Source organism: Pseudomonas sp. IT-347P (assembly GCF_949768005.1).
Lineage (GTDB): Bacteria > Pseudomonadota > Gammaproteobacteria > Pseudomonadales > Pseudomonadaceae > Aquipseudomonas.
This window is the reverse complement of the sequence record NZ_CATKPQ010000001.1, coordinates 176,912-197,025: the sequence shown is the minus strand read 5'-3', so window position 1 is coordinate 197,025 and position 20,114 is coordinate 176,912. Positions and strand designations below refer to the sequence as shown.

11 protein-coding genes are annotated in these 20,114 nt (G+C 58.6%); 3 read left to right on the top strand and 8 right to left on the bottom strand.

Features of this window, described 5'->3' with window-relative positions; translation table 11 throughout:
* Positions 1-142 precede the first annotated feature (142 nt).
* Positions 143-1,363, bottom strand: a complete 1,221-nt coding sequence (locus tag ACM6IV_RS00860; RefSeq protein ID WP_414868350.1) for an aspartate aminotransferase family protein — start codon at positions 1,361-1,363, stop codon at positions 143-145.
* A gap of 547 nt (positions 1,364-1,910) precedes the next feature.
* On the opposite strand from ACM6IV_RS00860, the gene ACM6IV_RS00855 reads away from it, so the two are divergent.
* Entirely contained in the window at positions 1,911-9,515 is a 7,605-nt protein-coding gene (locus tag ACM6IV_RS00855) for a dermonecrotic toxin domain-containing protein (RefSeq protein WP_414868349.1), read from the top strand.
* Between the two features lie 10 nt (positions 9,516-9,525).
* Here ACM6IV_RS00855 and argR read toward each other — a convergent pair whose 3' ends face one another.
* The 7 genes from argR to acs form a co-directional block, all read right to left on the bottom strand.
* Positions 9,526-10,518, bottom strand: coding sequence for a transcriptional regulator ArgR (gene argR / locus ACM6IV_RS00850; protein WP_414868348.1), 993 nt, complete (start codon positions 10,516-10,518; stop codon positions 9,526-9,528).
* Between the two features lie 244 nt (positions 10,519-10,762).
* Positions 10,763-11,527: an ABC transporter ATP-binding protein gene (locus ACM6IV_RS00845; protein ID WP_007912705.1), complete on the bottom strand. Its 765-nt coding sequence runs from the start codon at positions 11,525-11,527 to the stop codon at positions 10,763-10,765.
* A 27-nt stretch (positions 11,528-11,554) separates the two neighbouring features.
* Positions 11,555-12,667, bottom strand: coding sequence for a M14 family metallopeptidase (locus ACM6IV_RS00840; RefSeq protein WP_414868347.1), 1,113 nt, complete (start codon positions 12,665-12,667; stop codon positions 11,555-11,557).
* A gap of 1 nt (position 12,668) precedes the next feature.
* Positions 12,669-13,367, bottom strand: a complete 699-nt coding sequence (locus ACM6IV_RS00835) for an ABC transporter permease (protein ID WP_414868346.1) — start codon at positions 13,365-13,367, stop codon at positions 12,669-12,671.
* Entirely contained in the window at positions 13,364-14,053 is a 690-nt protein-coding gene (locus ACM6IV_RS00830; protein WP_007912702.1) for an ABC transporter permease, read from the bottom strand. Before ACM6IV_RS00830 ends, ACM6IV_RS00835 begins: the two co-directional genes overlap by 4 nt.
* A 91-nt stretch (positions 14,054-14,144) precedes the next feature.
* Positions 14,145-14,918: an ABC transporter substrate-binding protein gene (locus ACM6IV_RS00825; RefSeq protein ID WP_414868345.1), complete on the bottom strand. Its 774-nt coding sequence runs from the start codon at positions 14,916-14,918 to the stop codon at positions 14,145-14,147.
* Between the two features lie 721 nt (positions 14,919-15,639).
* A complete protein-coding gene (acs, locus tag ACM6IV_RS00820; protein WP_034153332.1) occupies positions 15,640-17,595 on the bottom strand; it encodes an acetate--CoA ligase in 1,956 nt (651 codons plus the stop codon).
* A 465-nt stretch (positions 17,596-18,060) separates the two neighbouring features.
* Here acs and ACM6IV_RS00815 point away from each other — a divergent pair, with 465 nt between their 5' ends.
* The gene (locus tag ACM6IV_RS00815; RefSeq protein ID WP_414868344.1) at positions 18,061-18,321 is read left to right on the top strand and encodes a DUF2790 domain-containing protein; all 261 of its coding nucleotides are present in this window, start codon (positions 18,061-18,063) and stop codon (positions 18,319-18,321) included.
* Between the two features lie 541 nt (positions 18,322-18,862).
* Entirely contained in the window at positions 18,863-20,113 is a 1,251-nt protein-coding gene (locus tag ACM6IV_RS00810; RefSeq protein ID WP_095126160.1) for a ribonucleotide-diphosphate reductase subunit beta, read from the top strand.
* Position 20,114 lies beyond the last annotated feature (1 nt).

Below are 20,114 nucleotides of genomic sequence, written 5' to 3'. Positions count from 1 at the left end.
TTGCTCGCGAAAGCGGTGTATCAGTCAGCATAGATGGCGACTGAAACTCCCTCTTCGCGAGCAAGCTCGCTCCCACAATGAATCTCACCGGCATCAAAAATTGGGTTCGACGCCTGAAAAACTCGAGGCGCCGAAAAGTCCATCAGGCTTGCGTCAACTTCGCAGCAGCGCGTTCGAAGCGGTCCAGACCGGCATCGATATCGGCGTCTTCCACCACCAGGCTCGGAGCGAAACGGATCACGTCCGGGCCGGCCTGCAGAATCATCAGGCCTTCTTGTTCAGCGGCGTTGAAGATGTCTTTGGCCTTGCCTTTCCAGGCATCGCTGAGCACACAACCAATCAGCAGACCGAGACCACGCACCTGAGTGAACAGGCCGTACTTCTCACCGATCTGCTCAAGGCGCGCCTTGAACTTGTCATGCTTGGCGTTCACGCCGTTCAACACTTCAGGGGTGTTGATCACGTCGATCACTGCTTCCGCAACAGCGCACGCCAGCGGGTTGCCGCCGTAAGTGGTGCCGTGTGTACCGACGACCAGATGTTTGGCCAGCGCTTCGGTGGTCAGCATGGCCGCAATCGGGAAACCGCCGCCAAGGCTCTTGGCGCTGGTCAGGATGTCCGGGGTCACGCCGTAATGCTGGTAGGCAAACAGCTTGCCGCTGCGGCCCATGCCGGTCTGCACTTCGTCGAACACCAGCAGCGCGTTGTTTGCGTCGCACAGTTCGCGGGCACCTTGCAGGTAAGCCAGTTCGGCTGGCAGCACGCCGCCCTCGCCCTGGATCGGTTCCAGCACGACCGCGCAGGTCTTGTCGGACACCGCTGCTTTCAGGGCCGCCAGGTCGTTATAAGGCACGTGGGTGATGCCAGTGATTTTCGGGCCGAAACCGTCGGAGTACTTCGACTGGCCACCGACGTTGACGGTGAACAGGGTACGGCCATGGAAGCTGTTCAGCGCCGCGATGATTTCGTATTTCTCAGTGCCGAAACGGTCGAACGCGACACGACGGGCCAGCTTGAACGCGGCCTCGTTGGCTTCGGCGCCGGAGTTGCAGAAGAACACGCGCTCGGCAAACGTAGCGTCGATCAGCTTGTGCGCCAGGCGCAGGGCCGGTTCGTTGGTGAACACGTTGGACACGTGCCACAGCTTGTTCGCCTGTTCGGTCAGTGCACCGACCAGCGCCGGGTGCGCGTGGCCCAATACGTTAACGGCAATCCCGCCGGCGAAGTCGATCAGCTCGCGGCCGGCCTGATCCCAGACGCGGGAACCGGCGCCACGCACCGGAATGAAAGCGGCAGGCGCGTAGTTGGGAACCATAACCTGGTCGAAATCGGCGCGTTGTACCGCAGCGTGCTCAACGGACATCGGAGTCTCCTGATGAGAAACACTCGCCTGAAACTGGCGAGCGATGGGGGGATTGTAAGGACAGTTTTGTGCCCGGCCTTGTCGCCAAGCGACAACTTCTTATAGCGCAAACCCCGGATTTTCCCGGGTTTACGGCAATGCGACATATAGCGTCGCAAAGGCGCAGTTTAAACGTCGCTGTCGATTTGCGGCAGGTCCGGGAGGATATCAACTCAACGATGCTTCACAGGTATATATATGTACCGCACGGTCGCTCCATGGTTCTGATTTGCTGGGTACTTTCTCAACGCCAAGGATTGGCCCAATGCCATCGACCGTACATTCGACTGCCGTCACAATCGACACGCCTTACGGGAAACAACCCGACACTCATTATCTGCACCTGCAAGCCAGCCTCCCCACATGGCTCGGCCACGCCTCATCAACCAGGCGCGAGGCATTGAAAAATACTCCGCCAACGATGCCCCTTCGGCTCCAGGCGCTTTCAGCTACAGAGCATCAAACCCTCAAGACACTCAATACCAGCCACTGGTCCGCACAAAACGACGTGGACCGGCAACTGGAGCAATTCCGCGACATCAACGCCTTTGCCGAACCGCTGCTCAAGGCCGAGATCAAGGCCCGCTTCGATCTGGAGCTGGACGTAAAGAAAACCCTGTTGCGTCTGTATGTCCCGGCCACCACGCCGCTGTTCGGCATCAAGACCGGAGCGCGCGCCTGGACCGTGTCGCTGCTGGAGGCGGCGCTGCATAACTTCGAGGAAAAAGAGACGAAGGACGATGCCTATAACGCCGCTTCAACGTACATTGTGCAGTCCATTCCTCCGGGGCAATCGGACGCTCGGCGCGCGATAACCGTGCAGCCCGACACTCAACCCTCGCCCCCCGTACAGTTCGAAACCCTGCCCTGGCTCAAGCAAAAACTGAGCATTCCGGCCTTCACTAAAATGTGCCGGGAGCTGGACATCGGCGCGCAGTACCAGAGCTATCTGGAAGATCACCTCGGCATCAGCAATGCCGAAAAAGGCGCGGCCCTGCGCAAAAATGTCGACAAAAGCCAAAAAGCTGCGCTCAAGGCAGCCCTGCAATTTGCTCGCTTGAACGGCGATATCAGCGGCGGTTACTTTCGCACGATCCAGGCCCTGATCGATGGCGTGCAACATCTGCGCGTCAAGCGCCAGCACTTGCAGAGTCAGGAGCTGACGATGATGGGCGCACCGCTCACCGGCATTCTGGTGTTTGCCCCGCAAGCCGATGAAGCGCGCACGCTGGCGCGGGTGGTGGCTTACGTTCCGGACGACCCGGAGCATCCGATCAAGGAGTACGCCTCTTCGGCGGAGCTGGAAAAGGAGCTGACCCGTCAGTTGCGCTCGAAGGACTATCAGAAGTTTTTCAGCCGTTTCGTCAACCACGAACATCGCGGCTTTTTCTTCTCCAGCCTGAACAGTCGCCTGAGCGAAGTGACGTGGCATACACCGGTGGCCGGCAGCCCGGACCCGGTCTGGCGAGATGAGCCGTTCGAACAGCCGGACCTGCAAGTGGCCGCCACGGTGATCCCGGGTGATTTGTGGCAGCACCAGTACCAGAAAAAACTCAACAAGATCCTCAATGATGGCAAGGTCATCGCGGTGCCCACCGCCACGGTCGACTCGAAAGCCCGCTGGGCGCTGTGGGATTCCTTCGTCGGAATCGCCTCGGCCATTTTGCAGACCGCCGCGTTCATCATCGCGCCGTTCGTGCCCGGGCTGGGAGAGCTGATGATGGCCTACATGGGTTATCAGTTTCTCGACGAAGTGTTCGAAGGCATCGTCGACTGGGCGCAAGGCCAACTCACCGAAGCGTTCAAGCATCTGGTCGGGTTGATGGACTCGGCGATTCAACTGGGATTGTTTGCCGTCGGCGGTTCGATTGCCGTGGGCGAGTTTCGTAAAGTGCTGCCCAAGGAAGTCATCGCGTTCATCGAGCGCTTCAAACCGGTGAAGCTGGCGAACGGCAAGACCCGCTACTGGGATCAGGATCTGACCCGCTATCAGCAGAAATCCCTGCCGCCCGCCGACTCCAAACCCTCCCCATCGGGTCTGCACGACCATCAGGGCAAACAGATTCTTCCCCTGGAAGACGCGCACTTCGCCGTCAGCGAGTCGGCAACCCCTGGTCGCTACCGCATCGAACACCCGACCCGACCCGAGGCTTACCAACCTGTGGTGCGCCACAACGGCGACGGCGCCTGGCACACCGAACTCGAGCAACCGCTGGAATGGGACAAAGCCACCGCGTTGCGCCGCATCGGCCATGAAATGCAAGCCTTCACCCCAGAGCGTCGTGAACGCATTCTGCAGGTCAGCGGCTGCAGTGAAGACGCGCTGCGCAAAATGCACGCCGATCAGGAAACCCTGCCGCCCCTGCTGGCCGACACCATCACCCGCTTCAAAATCGATCAGGATCTGCAAGTATTCATCGACCAAATGGCCAGCGACCAGCCCGAACAATACCGTCGCGCCGATGCGCAGACTCAACTGCAACTGCTTACGGAACACGGCCGCTGGCCGGCCGGCAAACGCTTGCGGTTGCTGGATGGACAGGGAGAAGTGATCTGGCAATCGTCGAGTGACGAAGCCTTGCCGGTGACCGATCTGCGACAGAACAGCCTGATCGACAATGATGTACTCACACCACTGCTGCAAGTCATGAGCGAGGAGGAGGCCAAAGCCTTGCTCGGCGAACCGTTCGGTGGCCCGAACCTGCCGCTGGACATCCGCACCGGTGAGTTGCGCAAACAACTGCTGCAATTGGCCAACGCCCAACGCGGCGATCTGTTCGAATCACGTTACAGAACCAGCGAGAACGTCGACGACCCATTGCACACCACCCTTGCACAGTTCGAACCGCCCCTGCCATCGCGTGTCACCGAGGAACTGCTCAATACCACCCGCAGTGATGAGTTGCTGCAAATCAGCGAAGGCCAATTGCCCGAGCGACAGCAGGCACTGATGCAGGTGGCCAGCGAAGAAGTTCGCGTCACCCGCGCTTTCGAAGGTCTGGAACTCGATTCGGTGAACAATCCGGACACCGATACCCTGATTCTGCACAGCCTGCGAAACTTGCCTGGCTGGAGCGGCGAGGTCCGCCTGGAAATCCGCGAGGGTTCTTTCGAGGGTAACGTGATCGACAGCACCGGGCGCGTTGATGCGCCGGAACGAAAGGTACTGGTGCGCAAACACGAGGGTACTTATCAGCCCTTCGATGATCGCGGGCAAGAGTTGCATGTGGCCACCGACATCTACTCCAGCATCCTCCATGCCCTGCCGGACACAGAGCGTCAGGCCATGGATATCCATATCGGTCAGACAGAAAAACTCAAGGCCGCCATCCGCGCACGGCCGTTCGATCGCAGCGATTTTCGCGTGGCGATAGCACCGCAATCCATACGTCAGCCGGCAGTGGACACCCTGCGTCTGCGCGGACAGGAGAGTTACGAGGGACCATCTCCCGTGGTAGACGTCGCTACGCCGCCGCACCTGAGGGGGGATCGGCTTCAGGATGGGATCCGCCTGATCTATCGCGGTTACAACGAAGAGGACGCGCGAGCCTTCGCCGCCAGGTTTGGGGAGAACCCGAGAGACATTGCCAATGAACTCACCCGCTTGAGAAACGAATTCACGCAACTGCGCGACAGCCTGCGTGAGTGGGAAACCCGTATTCCAGCGAACGACCCGCAGAGCGCAATCCCGCTGACAGAGACGCAACGGCGCGCGGCACAACAAAGCCGCCGGGCCTTCACAGAAGCAATCGAGCGCTGCTGGCGCCGGGAAACACGTGAACCGGCCGGATATCTGCTGCAGATCGAGGATCCGATCATGGGCGATCTACCGATCCTGAGTGGCGACTTCAGTCATGTCAGGTCGCTGATCTTGAAGGGCAGCGCCAGCACCCGTGGTCTTGAACCGTTTTTACGGCAATTCCCGGGAGTGCTGTCCCTGAACGTGCGCAACCTTCACCTGCCGAACCTGCCGCCAGCCCTGACCTCGATGCCAAGTCTGCAGCGACTGGTCATGAATGACTGCGGCATCTCCCTGTCACCGGCGAACCGGGCGACACTTGCGTCCCTGCCCCGCATCTCCGTGCTGGATCTTTCAAACAACCCGCTCGGTGAGCCGCTCGATGTTCACTCGATGCCCACATTGGGCTATCTCAACCTCGACAACACAGGCATTTCGACGGTGCCGGCTGGCATGCTTGAACATCCACGCCTGGTCACCGGCCGGTTCGCGGGGAACCAGATCACTGAAATCCCCGACGAATTTTTCAGCCTCGCCACCACACTCAGTGACGGATACCGCTTCGGCAACAACCCGCTGTCCGCGGCCAGCCGGGAGCAGGTGAAGCTGTACTATCGCTTGACCCGAAAGTACTTCGGCGTGCTGCCCGACCAGGCTGAAATACAACTGACCAGACGGCTGTTTCCTGCGGTCGACGCTAATCGCGCAGTGGAGCTGATTTATCAACTGCCCGGAACACTGGTTGAGGGCCGCGCCAGACTCCAGGCATGGGAAGCAGAGCTTGGGCGGTTACGCAACGGTCTCGCGAATTGGTGCAACCAAGTGCCTCACCGCTCTCCCGCTACCCAGGAACCTTTGACTGTCGGGGAGCGAAACAGCGAACGCCTGGCCAGGCTGGAATTCAGCCAGAAACTGGTCAATTTCTGGCGTGACCGATCACCATTCCCGCCCCACATCAGGAACAGCCAGCTGGAGCTGACCCTGGACTTCGTGGGCGACATGCCGGTGCTCGATACCGATTTCAATCATGTGGGCCGCCTGACACTCCATGGCAACAAAGGGGTAACCGGGGTACTTCCGTTCCTGCGAGGCTTTGAGCAACTGACATCACTGGAGCTGAGTTATTTCGACTTCGACCCGGCCTCGCTGACAGCGATCGACCTGCCCGAGCTGGAGACACTGCAACTGAAACATTGCGGTGTCGTGATGACACCGGAAAACCAGGCAAAGCTGGTTTCGATGCCGCAATTGAAAATGCTCGATTTGAGTGATAACCCGCTGGGCACGTTCCCCGACGTCACTCAGCTGCCCGAACTGACCCATATCGATCTGTCCAATACCGGTCTGACGCAGGTTCCCGCAGGGCTGGCCGATCATGCCAATCTGAGCATCAGGGTATTGAGCGGCAACCGCTTCACCGAACTGCCCGAAGCCTTGTTTGAACTGCCCGCCGATCGCACCGACGGCATCGACTTTGCCAATAACCCGCTATCACTCGCGACTCGCGAACAGATAAAAATCCATTACCGCAAAACCGGACAAGACTTCGATGTCCTGGCCGCCCCTCTAGACGTCGCGCTGGCGCAAACGCTGTTCCCGTCCCTGGACAAGTTCGAGGCCAGCCAAATCATCTATGACTTGCCTGGAACGCTTGCAGAGGCGCGGATCCGCCTCCGCACCTGGCAGGTCGAACTCGCTACATTGCAGGCGGATCTCACCGCCTGGGTGATTCAAGTGCCAACCCAACACCCCGTAACAGGCGAAGCGATCAGTGTCGCCGAACAACACATCAACCGCACCACCCGACGAGACTTTGCCCAGCGTGTCGAAGAGTTCTGGCGCAGCCGCTCAAGCACCTCCGGCATGCGCGAGGACGCCTTCGAGGCGAATCTGACGTTCCAGGGTGATATGCCCACGCTGACAGCGGACTTCAGTCATGTCGCACGGCTGGTACTGCGCGGCAACCCCGCGATCAGCGCAACCGGGCAATTCCTTGAGCGGTTCCCCACTCTGCAGATTCTGCAACTCCACGACTTCTCCCTGGGCGAAATACCTGCATCCCTGACACGTTTGCCGGAACTCAAGGAAGTCACGATGGCCAACTGCAATCTGACACTCACCAACAACGGCCAGTCCGTGCTTGAATCACTGTCTGAACTTGAGTTGCTGGATCTGAGCAGTAACCCTCTGACGCTGACTCCGGATATCACAAACATGCCGTCGCTCAATGACCTTCGTCTGTCTGGCAGCGGCATTACCGCAGTGCCGGACGGTATCGGCACGCATCCGAGCCTGCGCCACGCGCAGCTCGACAACAACACGATCACTGAGCTGCCCGAAGCTTTTTTCGATCTTGACCTTTATCTCGCCGATGCGACCAACCTGTCCGCCAATCCTCTGTCCCTGGCCGCAAGGGAACGCATCAAGGTTTATTACACGCAACGCGGGCGCAACTTCGGCATTCTGCCGGATCCGACCGACATCAGCAGGACACAGCAGTTGTTTCCAGCGCTGAATGTCGAGGACGCCGCGCACGTGGTTTATCGTTTGCCAGGGACGCTGGCCGATGGCACCGCGCAATTGGCGAACTGGGAAGCGGAGATCGGCACAATGCTCAGCGACCTCGAAACGTGGGTGCAGCGCATCCCTGTGCGTACCCCCGATGGCCAGATCATAGACATTACGGATCGCGCAACACAGAGCCTGGACAGGCAAGCGTTCAGCCGGAAGGTCGAGCAGTTCTGGCGTAAACGGTTTCACCCCAAGTCACAGCCCAGCTCCAGCAGCTTTATTGCCGAACTGACTTTTTTTGGTGAGTTGCCAGCGCTGACGGCTGACTTCAACCACGTCGTTCAGCTCTCCCTGACAGGCCACAAGGGGTTAACCTCCGCTGAAGGTTTCCTGCGGTGCTTTACCGGATTGAAGGCACTTGAAGTACGCGACTTCGCCCTGGGCAGGTTCCCTGAAGCTGTCGCCACCATGCCCGGCCTCAAAGCGCTGGTGCTGAGTCGCTGTGACATCGTTTTCGACGAACCCGCGCAGACGCGCCTGTCTTCCCTGAGCAACCTGCGATCGCTGGACCTGTATGACAATCCCCTGGGCCGGGTCCCGGACCTTTCCCAGCTGCCAGAACTCAGCGTCATCGACCTCGCCAGCACTGCCATCGACCAGTTCCCCATCGGACTCGCGGAACGCCCTCGACTCACCATGGCGATGCTCAGCGAAAACAACATCATCGAGCTTCCCGAAGCACTGTTCCGGGTAGCCGCAAGAATCAGTGACGGCTTCGATTTGAGCGGCAATCCGTTGTCAGAAGCCGCTCGCGACCGGATAAAAGTCTACCGTCGAAACACCGGAAGCGATTTCAGTGTTCCGGTCGAATACGAGGATATCGAACTGGCGCAGACACTTTATCCTCGCCTGGATGGCGCGCGCTTGAACGACATCGTCTACAGCCTGCCGGGAACACTCGCCGAAGGACGCCTTGAACTGGTGCGCCGCCAGAGCGAAATCGCCACGATGTCCCACGATCTTGAATCGTGGGTAAATACAGTACCCGTCGATCCGGTCACTCAGCTGCCGCTGGCCGGCGATGCGCTACAGCTGGAAACGGCCAACCGGACGGCATTCAAGGCAAGTCTGGAAGATTGCTGGCGGCGGGTTACCCACGACGACTCTTCAGAGTTCAAGTTCTCATCCAGCATTCCCATCACCGGTGAACTGCCAGTTGTGTCGGCTGACTTCGGGCATATTTCCAGAGTGAACCTGAGTTGTGAAACCGACATTGCCCCGCGTATCGGCCAATTTCTCAATCGTTTTCGCAATGTGAAAAAACTGTATATCCAAGGGTATCAACTGGGGACTATTCCCGAGGTGATCCTGGAAATGGAGCATTTGGCCGAGCTCAGCCTGCAGGAATGTGGTATCGCACTCACAGAGGAAACAGTTCAGGCCCTGAGCCGGATGAACACCCTCATCAGGCTGAGCCTGAAGAACAATCGGTTAACCGTCACACCGGATCTCAGTCAGATGACGGCATTGGTCTGGCTGGACCTGAGCGGCACGGGGCTCAACGCAGTTCCAGCAGGATTGCTCGACCGTCCTTACCTGGAGTATGCCGACCTGTCCAACAACGCCATCATTGAGTTGCCCGCCAACTTCTCGAGCGCCAAGATGACGAGCTTCAATTTCAGCGGCAATCCGCTCTCTGAAGAAAGCCTGCAATATGTGGAGGCGCAGCGACTGGCGAACGCAAACGCACTGGCCGAGAAGCAACGACTGCAGCAGGAAATCATCGACTTTTCCGGCTCGGACGTTTCCTCTGACAACGGCCACTCATCCACATCAAACGGACTCTCGGAATCGTCCGCCTGACAGGTCGCGTTTAGCTACGCTCTGCCGGCACTGACGACAATTCGAAAGGGCTGCTGCTGCGCCGCTGGTTGCGATCTTCCCGCGGCGTGGCTCCGAAGAAGTTGCGATAGGCGCTGGAGAAATGCGGCCCCGAAGAGAAGCCACAGGAGAGGCCGATCTGGATGATCGACTTGCTGGTCTGCATCAACATCTGCCGGGCCTTGTTCAGACGCAGCTCCAGGTAGTACTGGCTCGGCACACGGTTGAGGTATTGCTTGAAGATCCGTTCCAACTGCCGGCGAGACACGCACACATGCTGGGCGATTTCGTCGGTGGTCAGCGGTTCTTCGATGTTGGCCTCCATCAGCAACACCGCTTGGGTGAGCTTCGGATGACTGGAACCGAGACGGTTCTGCAACGGGATGCGCTGACGCTCGCCACCTTCGCGGATGCGTTCAACGACCAGTTCTTCCGAAACGGCGCCGGCCAGTTCCGCACCGTGATCACGGGCCAATACCGCCAGCAGCAGATCAAGCACGGACATGCCGCCGCACGCCGTCAGGCGATCGCGATCCCAGTCGAACAGGTGGCTGGTGGCGATGACTTTCGGGAAGCGCTCGGCGAAATCGTCCTGCCAGCGCCAGTGCACGGCGGCGCGATAACCGTCGAGCAAACCGAGTTGCGCCAACGGATATACCCCGGCAGACAGACCGCCAATGATCGTACCGGCACGTACCAATTGCTTGAGCGCACTGCTGAGTGCCGGCGCCAACGTGGTCGGTGGTTCATCAGCGAGCAGAAACAGTTTCTGGAAATTTTCGAGCTTTCCGGTCCAGCTTTCGCCGGGCAACTGCCAGGCACCTTCGACCGCAGCCGCTGTTACGGCTTCGGCCTGCAGGAACGACAGTTCGTAAACCACCTCCGGGTGCACCCGTTGAGCAACACGCAAGGCTTCCTCCGCCAGCGCCAGCGTCAACGGCTTAGTGCTGGGCCAAATCAGGAAACCAATTCGATGGGCAGTCATGGGCGGGCGATCCGAAACGAAGAACAGTGATGAAGATAAGGGCCAATGCTAGCCCGTAAATGAACACAAATCATGAGGCTGACAGAGATCCATTGTGGGAGCGAGCTTGCTCGCGAAGGCGTCGGATCAGACAGCAATGATGTCGACTGATATGCCGCTTTCGCGAGCAAGCTCGCTCCCACAGGGATCCGCGCCAATCTCTAGGTCGCGAAGCATGACCTGATTTGGTGCATAACGGCAGCGATTACTTGAGGCTGCCCGAAAGGAATTGTTGCAAACGTTCCGATTGCGGATTGACCAGCACTTCGCGCGGGTTGCCGCTCTCTTCCACCACACCTTTGTGCAGGAACACCAACTGGTTCGACACTTCACGGGCGAAACCCATTTCGTGCGTGACCACGACCATGGTGCGACCTTCCTGAGCCAGTGCTTGCATGACCTTCAGTACGTCGCCTACCAATTCCGGGTCGAGAGCTGAGGTCGGCTCGTCGAACAGCATCACTTCCGGTTCCATCGCCAACGCACGGGCAATTGCCACACGCTGCTGCTCGCCACCGGACATGTGCCCAGGGAACGCGTCTTTACGATGGGCCACACCGACCTTGTTCAGGTAGTACTCGGCTTTTTCGCGGGCTTCGTACTTGGGTACGCCCAGTACGTGAACCGGCGCTTCCATGATGTTTTCAATAGCGGTCATGTGCGACCACAGGTTGAAATGCTGGAACACCATCGACAGGCGCGAACGCATGCGTTGCAGCTGCTTCGGATCAGCGGCTTTCAGCGCGCCGTCCTTGTTCGCCACCAGTTTCAGCTCTTCGTTGTTGAGCAGAATCTTGCCCGCGTGCGGCTGCTCGAGCAGGTTGATGCAGCGCAGGAAAGTACTTTTGCCGGAGCCACTGGAGCCGATGATGCTGATCACATCGCCGGCTGCAGCTTTCAGGGACACGCCCTTGAGCACTTCGTGACTGCCATAGCGTTTATGCAGGTCTTGGACTTCAAGTTTGTACATGCGGTCGGTTCTCACAAAAACAGTCAGTCAGTCGTTGAGCAAGCGCCCGTGACGCAACGCTTCGCGCCCCGCCACCTTGGCCAGCCAGAAACCGGGTTGGGCATAACGCAGCCGTTCAATGGCAAACAGCACCCCGGAGGTACCAGCACACACCGTGCTGACCCGATCGGACAGAGGATCAATTACTTCAAAAATCTCGTCGCCCGCCTCGACCCATTCGCCGGGCTTGCGCAGAAAACTCACCACGCCCGGATGCGGCGCGAACAGCAACTCGGTGCCTTCGAACGGCATGCCTTCACAGGCTTCGTGTGCCGGGCTCGGCCACTCGCCGGTGATCAGGCCTTGCTCGGCGAGGAACGCGAGAATGCCTTCAGCATACGCGCAGGCTTCGGCGCGACCGGTATCGGCCTGACCGCCCAGTTCGATTGTCGTGGCCAGGCACGCCAACGGAATCTGCGCATCAGGGAACTGCCGCGACAGTCGCAGCCACGGCAGCGAGCAAGCCTCATCAAATGAGCTGCCACCGGAATCTTCCGCCAGCAAACCCACCTTCACATTCAAATGCGCAGCCAGCGAACGCCACTGCGGCCAGTGCTGTGGCAGCGCATACATGTGCAGCGCGGCTTCGGCATCGCAGTGCAGATCAAGCACCACATCAGCGGTGCAGGCATGGCTGAGCAACACGCGCTGCATGCCTTGCAACTGGCTGCTCGGCTCCGGCAATGCCGCGAGATGATCAGCCATGGCCTGACGAATCAGACGCACATTGGCGTGCGGATCATCCCCGAGACGCTCGGCCAATGCGGCCGCAACCGGCGCGCTCAGCTCGACGAAATCACGGTTGAAATTCTTGCCGCTACCGGCCTCGAAACGGCCCTGGTGATTGCCTTGCAGCAACTGCCCAAGCCCCAACGGGTTGGCGACTGGCACCAGCTCGATGACACCGTTGAGCAAGCCTTTGGCTTCGAGTTCGCCGAGGCGCTTTTTCAGCTCCCAGGCGGTGCGCATGCCCGGCAATTCATCAGCGTGCAGGCTGGCCTGAATGTAGGCCTTGCGCTCGCCATGACCGAAGCGGAAAACGGAAATCTTGCGCTCGCTGCCCAGGTGGCTCCACGGCAATACGTGGTCGATGCATTCCATATCAGTGCTTCCGCGGGGCCAGGTAGCTCAACCAGCGACGCTCGGCCAGTTTGAACAGTTTGACCAGAATGAAGGTCAGGCACAGGTAGAACACGCCAGCGGTAATGTACGCCTCGAACGGCAGATAGAACTGCGCGTTGACCGTGCGCGCCGCACCGGTGATGTCGATCAGCGTCACGATGGAGGCCAGACTGGTGGTCTGCAGCATCATGATCACTTCGTTGCTGTACTGCGGCAGTGCCCGGCGCAGGGCCGATGGCAGCAGGATGCGCTTGTACAGTTTGAAGCGCGACATACCCATGGCCTTGGCCGCTTCGATCTCACCGTTCGGCGTGGCCTTGAGGCTGCCGGCGATAATTTCCGCGGTGTAGGCGCTGGTGTTGACCGCAAAGGCCAGGCACGCACAGAACGTTGCGCTGGACAGCCACGGCCACAAGAAGCTTTCGCGTACCGCTTCGAACTGCGCCAGACCGTAGTAGATCAGAAACAGCTGCACCAGCATCGGCGTGCCACGGATCACGTAGGTGTACAGCCACGCGGCGCCGTTGACGACCGGGTTCTTCGAGACGCGCATCAGCCCCAGTGGCAGGGCCGCGAGCAGACCGAAAAACAGCGACAGCGCGAGCAGTTTGAGGGTGGTCACCAGCCCGCCGAAGTACAGCGGCAAGGCCTCCCAAATGACGTTGTAGTCGAAGATCATAGATCAGCCGCCCTTACGCCTACCGAGTAGCGCTTCTCAAGTTGACGCAGGATCAGCAACGAAACACTGGTGATCACCAGGTACATCGCCGCCACTGCGAGGAAGAAGGTGAAAGGCTCACGCGTGGCATCTGCCGCCTGCTTGGCCTTGAACATCATGTCTTGCAGACCGACCACGGAAATCAGCGCGGTCGCCTTGGTCAGTACCAGCCAGTTGTTGGTGAAGCCCGGAATCGCCAGACGAATCATCTGCGGCACCATCACCCGGAAGAACACCTGAAAACTGCTCATGCCGTACGCCATGCCCGCTTCGGCCTGACCTTTGGGGATCGCCATGAACGCACCACGGAAGGTCTCCGACAGGTACGCACCGAAGATGAAACCGAGGGTGCCGATACCGGCGGCCAATGGGTTCAGGTCGATGTAGTCGTCATAGCCGAGCATCGGTGCGACGCGGTTGAGCAAGTCCTGACCGCCGTAGAAGATCAGCAGGATCAGCACCAGATCGGGAATCCCGCGGATCACCGTGGAATACAGATCGCCCAGCCAGGCCAGCCAGCGCACCGGCGACAGGCGCAACGCGACACCGATCAGCCCGAGAACGATGGCCAGAGCCATGGACGACAAGGCGAGCTGAAGCGTCAGCCATGCGCCATCGAGGATGACAGCCCCGTAGCCTTTCAACATGATTCAGGTCCTCGAAAGTTGGGATGAAAAAATGGCGCAAACCGCAGAGATCCTGTTGCTTGCGCCATTTCCGACTTGTCGCAGAGACGAGTTACTTGCCGTAGATATCGAAGGCGAAGTACTTGTCCTGGATTGCCTTGTATTTGCCGTTTTCGCGGATGGCCGCGATGGCAGCGTTGATCTTGTCTTTCAGTGCGTCGCCCTTGCGCACTGCGATGCCTACGCCGTCGCCGAAGTATTTGACGTCGGTGAACTGCGGGCCAACGAAAGCAAAGCCTTTGCCCGAATCGGTGTTCAGGAAGCCATCTTGCAGCAGGGTGGCGTCAGCCACGGTACCGTCGAGGCGACCGGCAGCCACGTCGAGGTAGATTTCGTTCTGCGAGCCGTACGGCTTGATCTCGGCACCCAGTGGGGCCAGGACTTCGCGGGCGAAACGCTCGTGGATCGAACCGCGTTGTACGCCGATGTTCTTGCCCTTCAGCTCAGCCAGGCCTTCGCTGACCTGGGTACCGGCCTTCATGACCAGACGTGCCGGGGTGTTGTAGTACTTGTTGGTGAAGTCGACAGACTTCTTGCGGTCTTCAGTGATCGACATGGACGACAGGATCGCGTCGATCTTGCGCACTTTCAGTGCTGGGATCAGACCGTCGAACTCTTGCTCGACCCACACACACTTGACCTGCATCTGCTCGCACAGGGCGTTGCCGATGTCGTAGTCGAAACCGACGATGCTGCCATCCGGTGCTTTGGAAGCGAACGGAGGGTAAGCCGCTTCGATACCGATCTTCAGAGGTTTTTCGTCAGCGAAGGCATTCAGCGACAGCACGGACAGTGCCAGGGCGCCAAGCAGCACAAGTTTCTTCATCTTGGGACTCCATCGGTAAAGGGCAAAAACGGCAGAGTGAGCGACAGCCCAATATGCGAATGGGTGAATCGGGAAATCGGTTGCTGCATCGGCGGGAAGTTTCCCATTGAAACCGTCGCAGGTTTCAACGTCAGCCACGATGAGCGAGTGATCGGCATTCTAACGACAGGCCCGAAGTCGATATTTCTTCAATGCGACAACTAATTACAGATGCACAGAGAAAGCGACTTGAACGCATTGACAGCCTTGCAATTTCATGCAAGAGCGAAAGACAGTGAACCGATCCATGTTGCAAATTGCGGGCCTATTATTCGCAAACCCTTCTAATCCGGCAAGCGCAGCGTTGTGTCTTATTTTTCACTGGGGATTTAGAGGCTCTAAAACGGGGCAATGCGTTTCCCTTCGCCCCGCTCCGGAGCGGGCGGTTACACATTCGGTTACGTGAAAGGCGGCGGGTAACAGCGGGAAATGTCTTACGGGGGAGATCGATAATTATTGGTTGGGTGGATCTGGGTTCCGACGAGGGACTACACCGGCGACTGACAAATTGCTTTCGCGAGCAAGCTCGCTCCCACAGGGATCTGCATTTCGTCTGAAGGTACTCGGTCAAACTGTGGGAGCGAGCTTGCTCGCGAAGAGGCCAGCCCAGTCACCACAAAACCTCCGGACACAAAAAAGCCCCGCCCGGCAAAACCGGACAGGGCTCCTATGCTTCTAACGCTTAAGCCACATTCATCGTCTTGTGCGTATCTATCAAATGCTGCACCACCCCCGGATCCGCCAGGGTCGAGATATCGCCCAAGCCATCGTATTCCGCCGTGGCAATCTTGCGCAGAATGCGGCGCATGATCTTGCCCGAACGCGTCTTCGGCAACCCCGGCGCCCACTGGATCACGTCCGGCGAAGCAATCGGCCCGATCTCCTTGCGCACCCAGTTCTTCAGTTCCAGACGCAACTGCTCGGTCGGCTCTTCGCCATTCTTCAAGGTCACATAGACATAGATGCCCTGCCCCTTGATGTCGTGCGGCACACCCACCACCGCCGCCTCAGCGACTTTCGGATGCGCAACCATCGCGCTCTCGATCTCGGCCGTACCCATGCGGTGGCCGGACACGTTGAGCACGTCGTCGACACGCCCGGTGATCCAGTAGTAACCATCGGCATCACGACGCGCGCCGTCACCGGTGAAGTACATGCCACGGAAGGTCTTGAAGTAGGTATCGACGAAACGATCGTGATCGCCGTACAGCGTGCGCGCCTGACCTGGCCACGAATCAAGAATCACCAGATTGCCCTCGGCCTCGCCCTCGATAATGTTACCGAGGTTGTCGACCAGCGCTGGCACCACGCCGAAGAAAGGACGCGCCGCCGAACCTGGTTTCAGCGCGTGAGCACCCGGTAACGGACTCATCATGTTGCCGCCGGTTTCGGTCTGCCACCAGGTATCGACGATCGGGCAACGCGACTTGCCGACATTCTTGTAGTACCAGTCCCAGGCTTCCGGGTTGATCGGCTCGCCGACCGAACCGAGCAGGCGCAGACTGCTGCCATCCGCGCCTTCAACAGCGGCCTGACCCGAGGCCATCATCGCGCGGATCGCGGTTGGTGCGGTGTAGAGGATATTGACCTTGTGCTTGTCGACGATCTTCGCCACCCGGGTGATATCCGGGTAGTTCGGCACGCCTTCGAACAACAGCGTGGTCGCGCCATTGGCCAGCGGGCCGTAGACGATGTAGCTGTGGCCAGTGACCCAGCCGACATCGGCGGTGCACCAGTAAACTTCGCCCGGGCGGTAGTCGAACACGCGCTCGTGGGTCATTGCCGCGTACAGCAGATAACCGCCAGTGGTGTGCTGCACGCCCTTCGGCTTGCCGGTCGAACCGGAGGTATAAAGGATGAACAGCGCTTCTTCGGCGCCCATTTCTTTCGGCGCGCAGACGGTGCCCGCCACTTTCATCAGGTCTTCGTACCAGATGTCGCGATGCTGGTTCCACTTGATGTCGCCACCAGTGCGCTTGCACACGATGACTTTCTGGATGCTGCTGGTCTCCGGGTTGGTCAGCGCGTCATCGACGTTGGCCTTGAGGGAAATCTTCTTGCCGGCGCGAATGCCTTCGTCAGCGGTGATCACCACTTTCGATTTGCAGTCGATGATGCGACCGGCCAGGGCTTCCGGCGAGAAACCGCCGAACACCACCGAGTGAATCGCGCCGATCCGGGTGCAGGCCAGCATGGCGACCACGGCTTCGGGAATCATCGGCATATAAATGGTCACCACATCGCCGCGGTGCACGTCCTGACCCCGCAGGGCGTTGGCCAGTTTGCACACTTGTTCGTGCAGTTCGCGGTAGGTGATGTTGCGGCTCTCGGAAGGATCGTCGCCTTCCCAGATGATCGCGACTTGATCGCCGCGCTCGGCCAGATGACGGTCGAGGCAGTTGTAGGAAACGTTCAGGGTGCCGTCGGCAAACCACTTGATGTCGACATGGTGATCGTCGAACGACGTCTGTTTCACCGTGGTGAAAGGCTTAATCCAGTCCAGACGCTGGGCTTGCTCGCGCCAGAAGCCGTCCGGGTTGACGACCGACTGCTGGTACATGGCTTTGTAGGTCGCCTCGTCAGTCAGCGTATTAGCCAGAACCTCGGGACGAACGGGATACAGAGAAGCCGCACTCATCTTTCCTACCTCGGTGTAATAGTTGTTTTTGTATGACCCTGTTGTAACGGGGCGGGGGCCATAGAACCATTCGACGATGGTAGTAACAAGCCCCTACAAATCCTCCACCTACCCCGCAGCCAGGCCCCGCGCCGCTCATTTAGACACCCCACAACCCCTGTGGGAGCTTGCCTGCAAGCGATTCAGACAACTCGGTCCCACAGACAAAACACCCGGTTATCAATCTCCATCTCAAGGGATTGTTACCAAATCTGCCAAAGGTGTTTATCAAAACCCGCTCTGTTTACCCCCGCCCCTTCTCCCTAAAATTCACCTCGCCAACAAGGCAAACGCGATTAACAACGTTACAGCCCCCACGAAGGCCGTTAATCCAGCTCTCCAAGTAACGCATCAAATACTCAAGCTCCACACGCAACCCTAAAAAGGTTGCGTGACCCCACTCGACCTCAAAAAGGTGAATTAGAAATGAAAGCTTTATTGGTTCTGGCCCTCAGCAGTCTGTGCGCAACCGCCATGGCAGATGAGGTTCCGACTGATGTCGCGCAGCAACAACCGGTTATCGAGGAATACACTTACTCCACTCACCTGGATATCGCCAAAGTTGTCTCCTTGAGCGAAGTTCCGAATGTCTGCGAAGTGGTTCCGGCCAAAATGGAATACGACGACTCCAAAGGTCAGCGTCACATCTTGCGTTACAGCGTCATGGGTAACGGCTGCACCAATTGATGATTGAGACTGCACCGAATTGGACCTCCCAGCGCTTCATTGAGGGTCGATTCCAGCCCGACTTCGGTCGGGCTCAGTTGTGTTTGAAGCCGGCAAAAATGCTTGCAAAACACTAGATGTAGTGAAAAACCGGTTTTTTTGTTCGTTTTTTGAGCAAATTCACAATGGCGAGATTTTTACGAAAAAAAATCTATCCCCGGCAAAGCCCTGTAAACCCTCACTCTCGTCGAAAAACCACCCTCCTCGACCGCTCCATGCGCGGATTCGCCTCAGCACAGCCGTGTTTTTTTCCCTATAATGCCGCCCCATACGGGTCAGCAATATTCCCTTACAGGGAGCAAAAGCCATTCTGAAGCCCCGCAGCAGCGTTCAACGCTGATTGCGCCCATCAGAGGCTCTCGGAACCCGTCAAAATTTCTGTTTATTTGCCTGCGTGCATCGCTGCAAAAAACGACATCCAACGCGGCTTGTTTGGCCGTGTGAAAAACCAACCCATCAGGTTTCACACGGGCACAAGCCCTCACGCAGGAGACGACACGTCATGCTGAGCTGGGACGAATTCGACAAAGAAGACAGTGAAGTAGCAGCAGTGAAAGGCGCCAACGCCGGCCACGCTAGCGAAGCCAACATGGACCGCCTCGACAACGCCGGCGGCGCCGCTGCGCTCGAAGCCCGCGCCGTGACCGCCGACGACTCGGCCGCCGTGGCCCGCGCCAAGGCTGCACTGAACTCCCTCGACGTCGCCGAAGGCCTCGCCGAACTCGAAGGCGCCTCCGCCCGTGTCGCCGTTGACGAAAAGCGCATGATCAACTGCCGCGCCGACCTCAACCAACTCGTACCTTTCAAGTACGACTGGGCCTGGCAGAAGTACCTGGACGGTTGCGCAAACCACTGGATGCCGCAAGAAGTCAACATGACCGCCGACATCGCCCTCTGGAAAAACCCGGAAGGCCTGACCGACGACGAGCGCCGCATCGTCATGCGCAACCTCGGCTTCTTCTCCACCGCCGACTCCCTGGTTGCCAACAACCTGGTACTGGCCGTGTACCGCCTGATCACCAACCCGGAATGCCGCCAGTACATCCTGCGCCAGGCTTTCGAAGAGGCAATCCACACCCACGCCTACCAGTACTGCATCGAATCGCTGGCCATGGATGAAGGCGAGATCTTCAACATGTACCACGAGATCCCATCGGTCGCTAAAAAGGCAGCCTGGGGCCTGAAGTACACCCGTTCGATCTCCGATCCGAAGTTCGAAACCGGCACCCCGGACACCGACAAAGAGTTGCTGCGCAACCTGATCGCCTACTACTGCGTTCTGGAAGGCATCTTCTTCTATTGCGGTTTCACCCAGATCCTCTCCATGGGCCGCCGCAACAAAATGACCGGCGTCGCCGAGCAGTTCCAATACATCCTGCGCGACGAATCCATGCACCTGAACTTCGGCATCGACGTGATCAACCAGATCAAAATCGAAAACCCGCACCTGTGGGATGCCGAAATGAAGGAAGAAGCGACCCAGATGATTCTGCAGGGTACGCAATTGGAGATCGAATACGCACGCGACACCATGCCTCGCGGCGTACTGGGCATGAACGCGGCGATGATGGAGGACTATCTGAAGTTCATCGCTAACCGTCGTTTGTCGCAGATCGGTTTGAAAGAGGAATATCCAGGGACGACTAACCCGTTCCCTTGGATGAGCGAGATTATGGACTTGAAGAAAGAGAAGAATTTCTTTGAGACTCGCGTGATCGAATACCAAACTGGTGGTGCGTTGAGCTGGGACTAAT

Coding starts and splice junctions, on each gene's coding strand:
- ACM6IV_RS00825 (WP_414868345.1), bottom strand. CDS start 14,918: ATGAAGAAACTTGTGCTGCTTGGCGCCCTGGCACTGTCCGTGCTGTCG.
- ACM6IV_RS00830 (WP_007912702.1), bottom strand. CDS start 14,053: ATGTTGAAAGGCTACGGGGCTGTCATCCTCGATGGCGCATGGCTGACG.
- argR (WP_414868348.1), bottom strand. CDS start 10,518: ATGACTGCCCATCGAATTGGTTTCCTGATTTGGCCCAGCACTAAGCCG.
- ACM6IV_RS00845 (WP_007912705.1), bottom strand. CDS start 11,527: ATGTACAAACTTGAAGTCCAAGACCTGCATAAACGCTATGGCAGTCAC.
- ACM6IV_RS00835 (WP_414868346.1), bottom strand. CDS start 13,367: ATGATCTTCGACTACAACGTCATTTGGGAGGCCTTGCCGCTGTACTTC.
- acs (WP_034153332.1), bottom strand. CDS start 17,595: ATGAGTGCGGCTTCTCTGTATCCCGTTCGTCCCGAGGTTCTGGCTAAT.
- ACM6IV_RS00840 (WP_414868347.1), bottom strand. CDS start 12,667: ATGGAATGCATCGACCACGTATTGCCGTGGAGCCACCTGGGCAGCGAG.
- ACM6IV_RS00810 (WP_095126160.1), top strand. CDS start 18,863: ATGCTGAGCTGGGACGAATTCGACAAAGAAGACAGTGAAGTAGCAGCA.
- ACM6IV_RS00860 (WP_414868350.1), bottom strand. CDS start 1,363: ATGTCCGTTGAGCACGCTGCGGTACAACGCGCCGATTTCGACCAGGTT.
- ACM6IV_RS00815 (WP_414868344.1), top strand. CDS start 18,061: ATGAAAGCTTTATTGGTTCTGGCCCTCAGCAGTCTGTGCGCAACCGCC.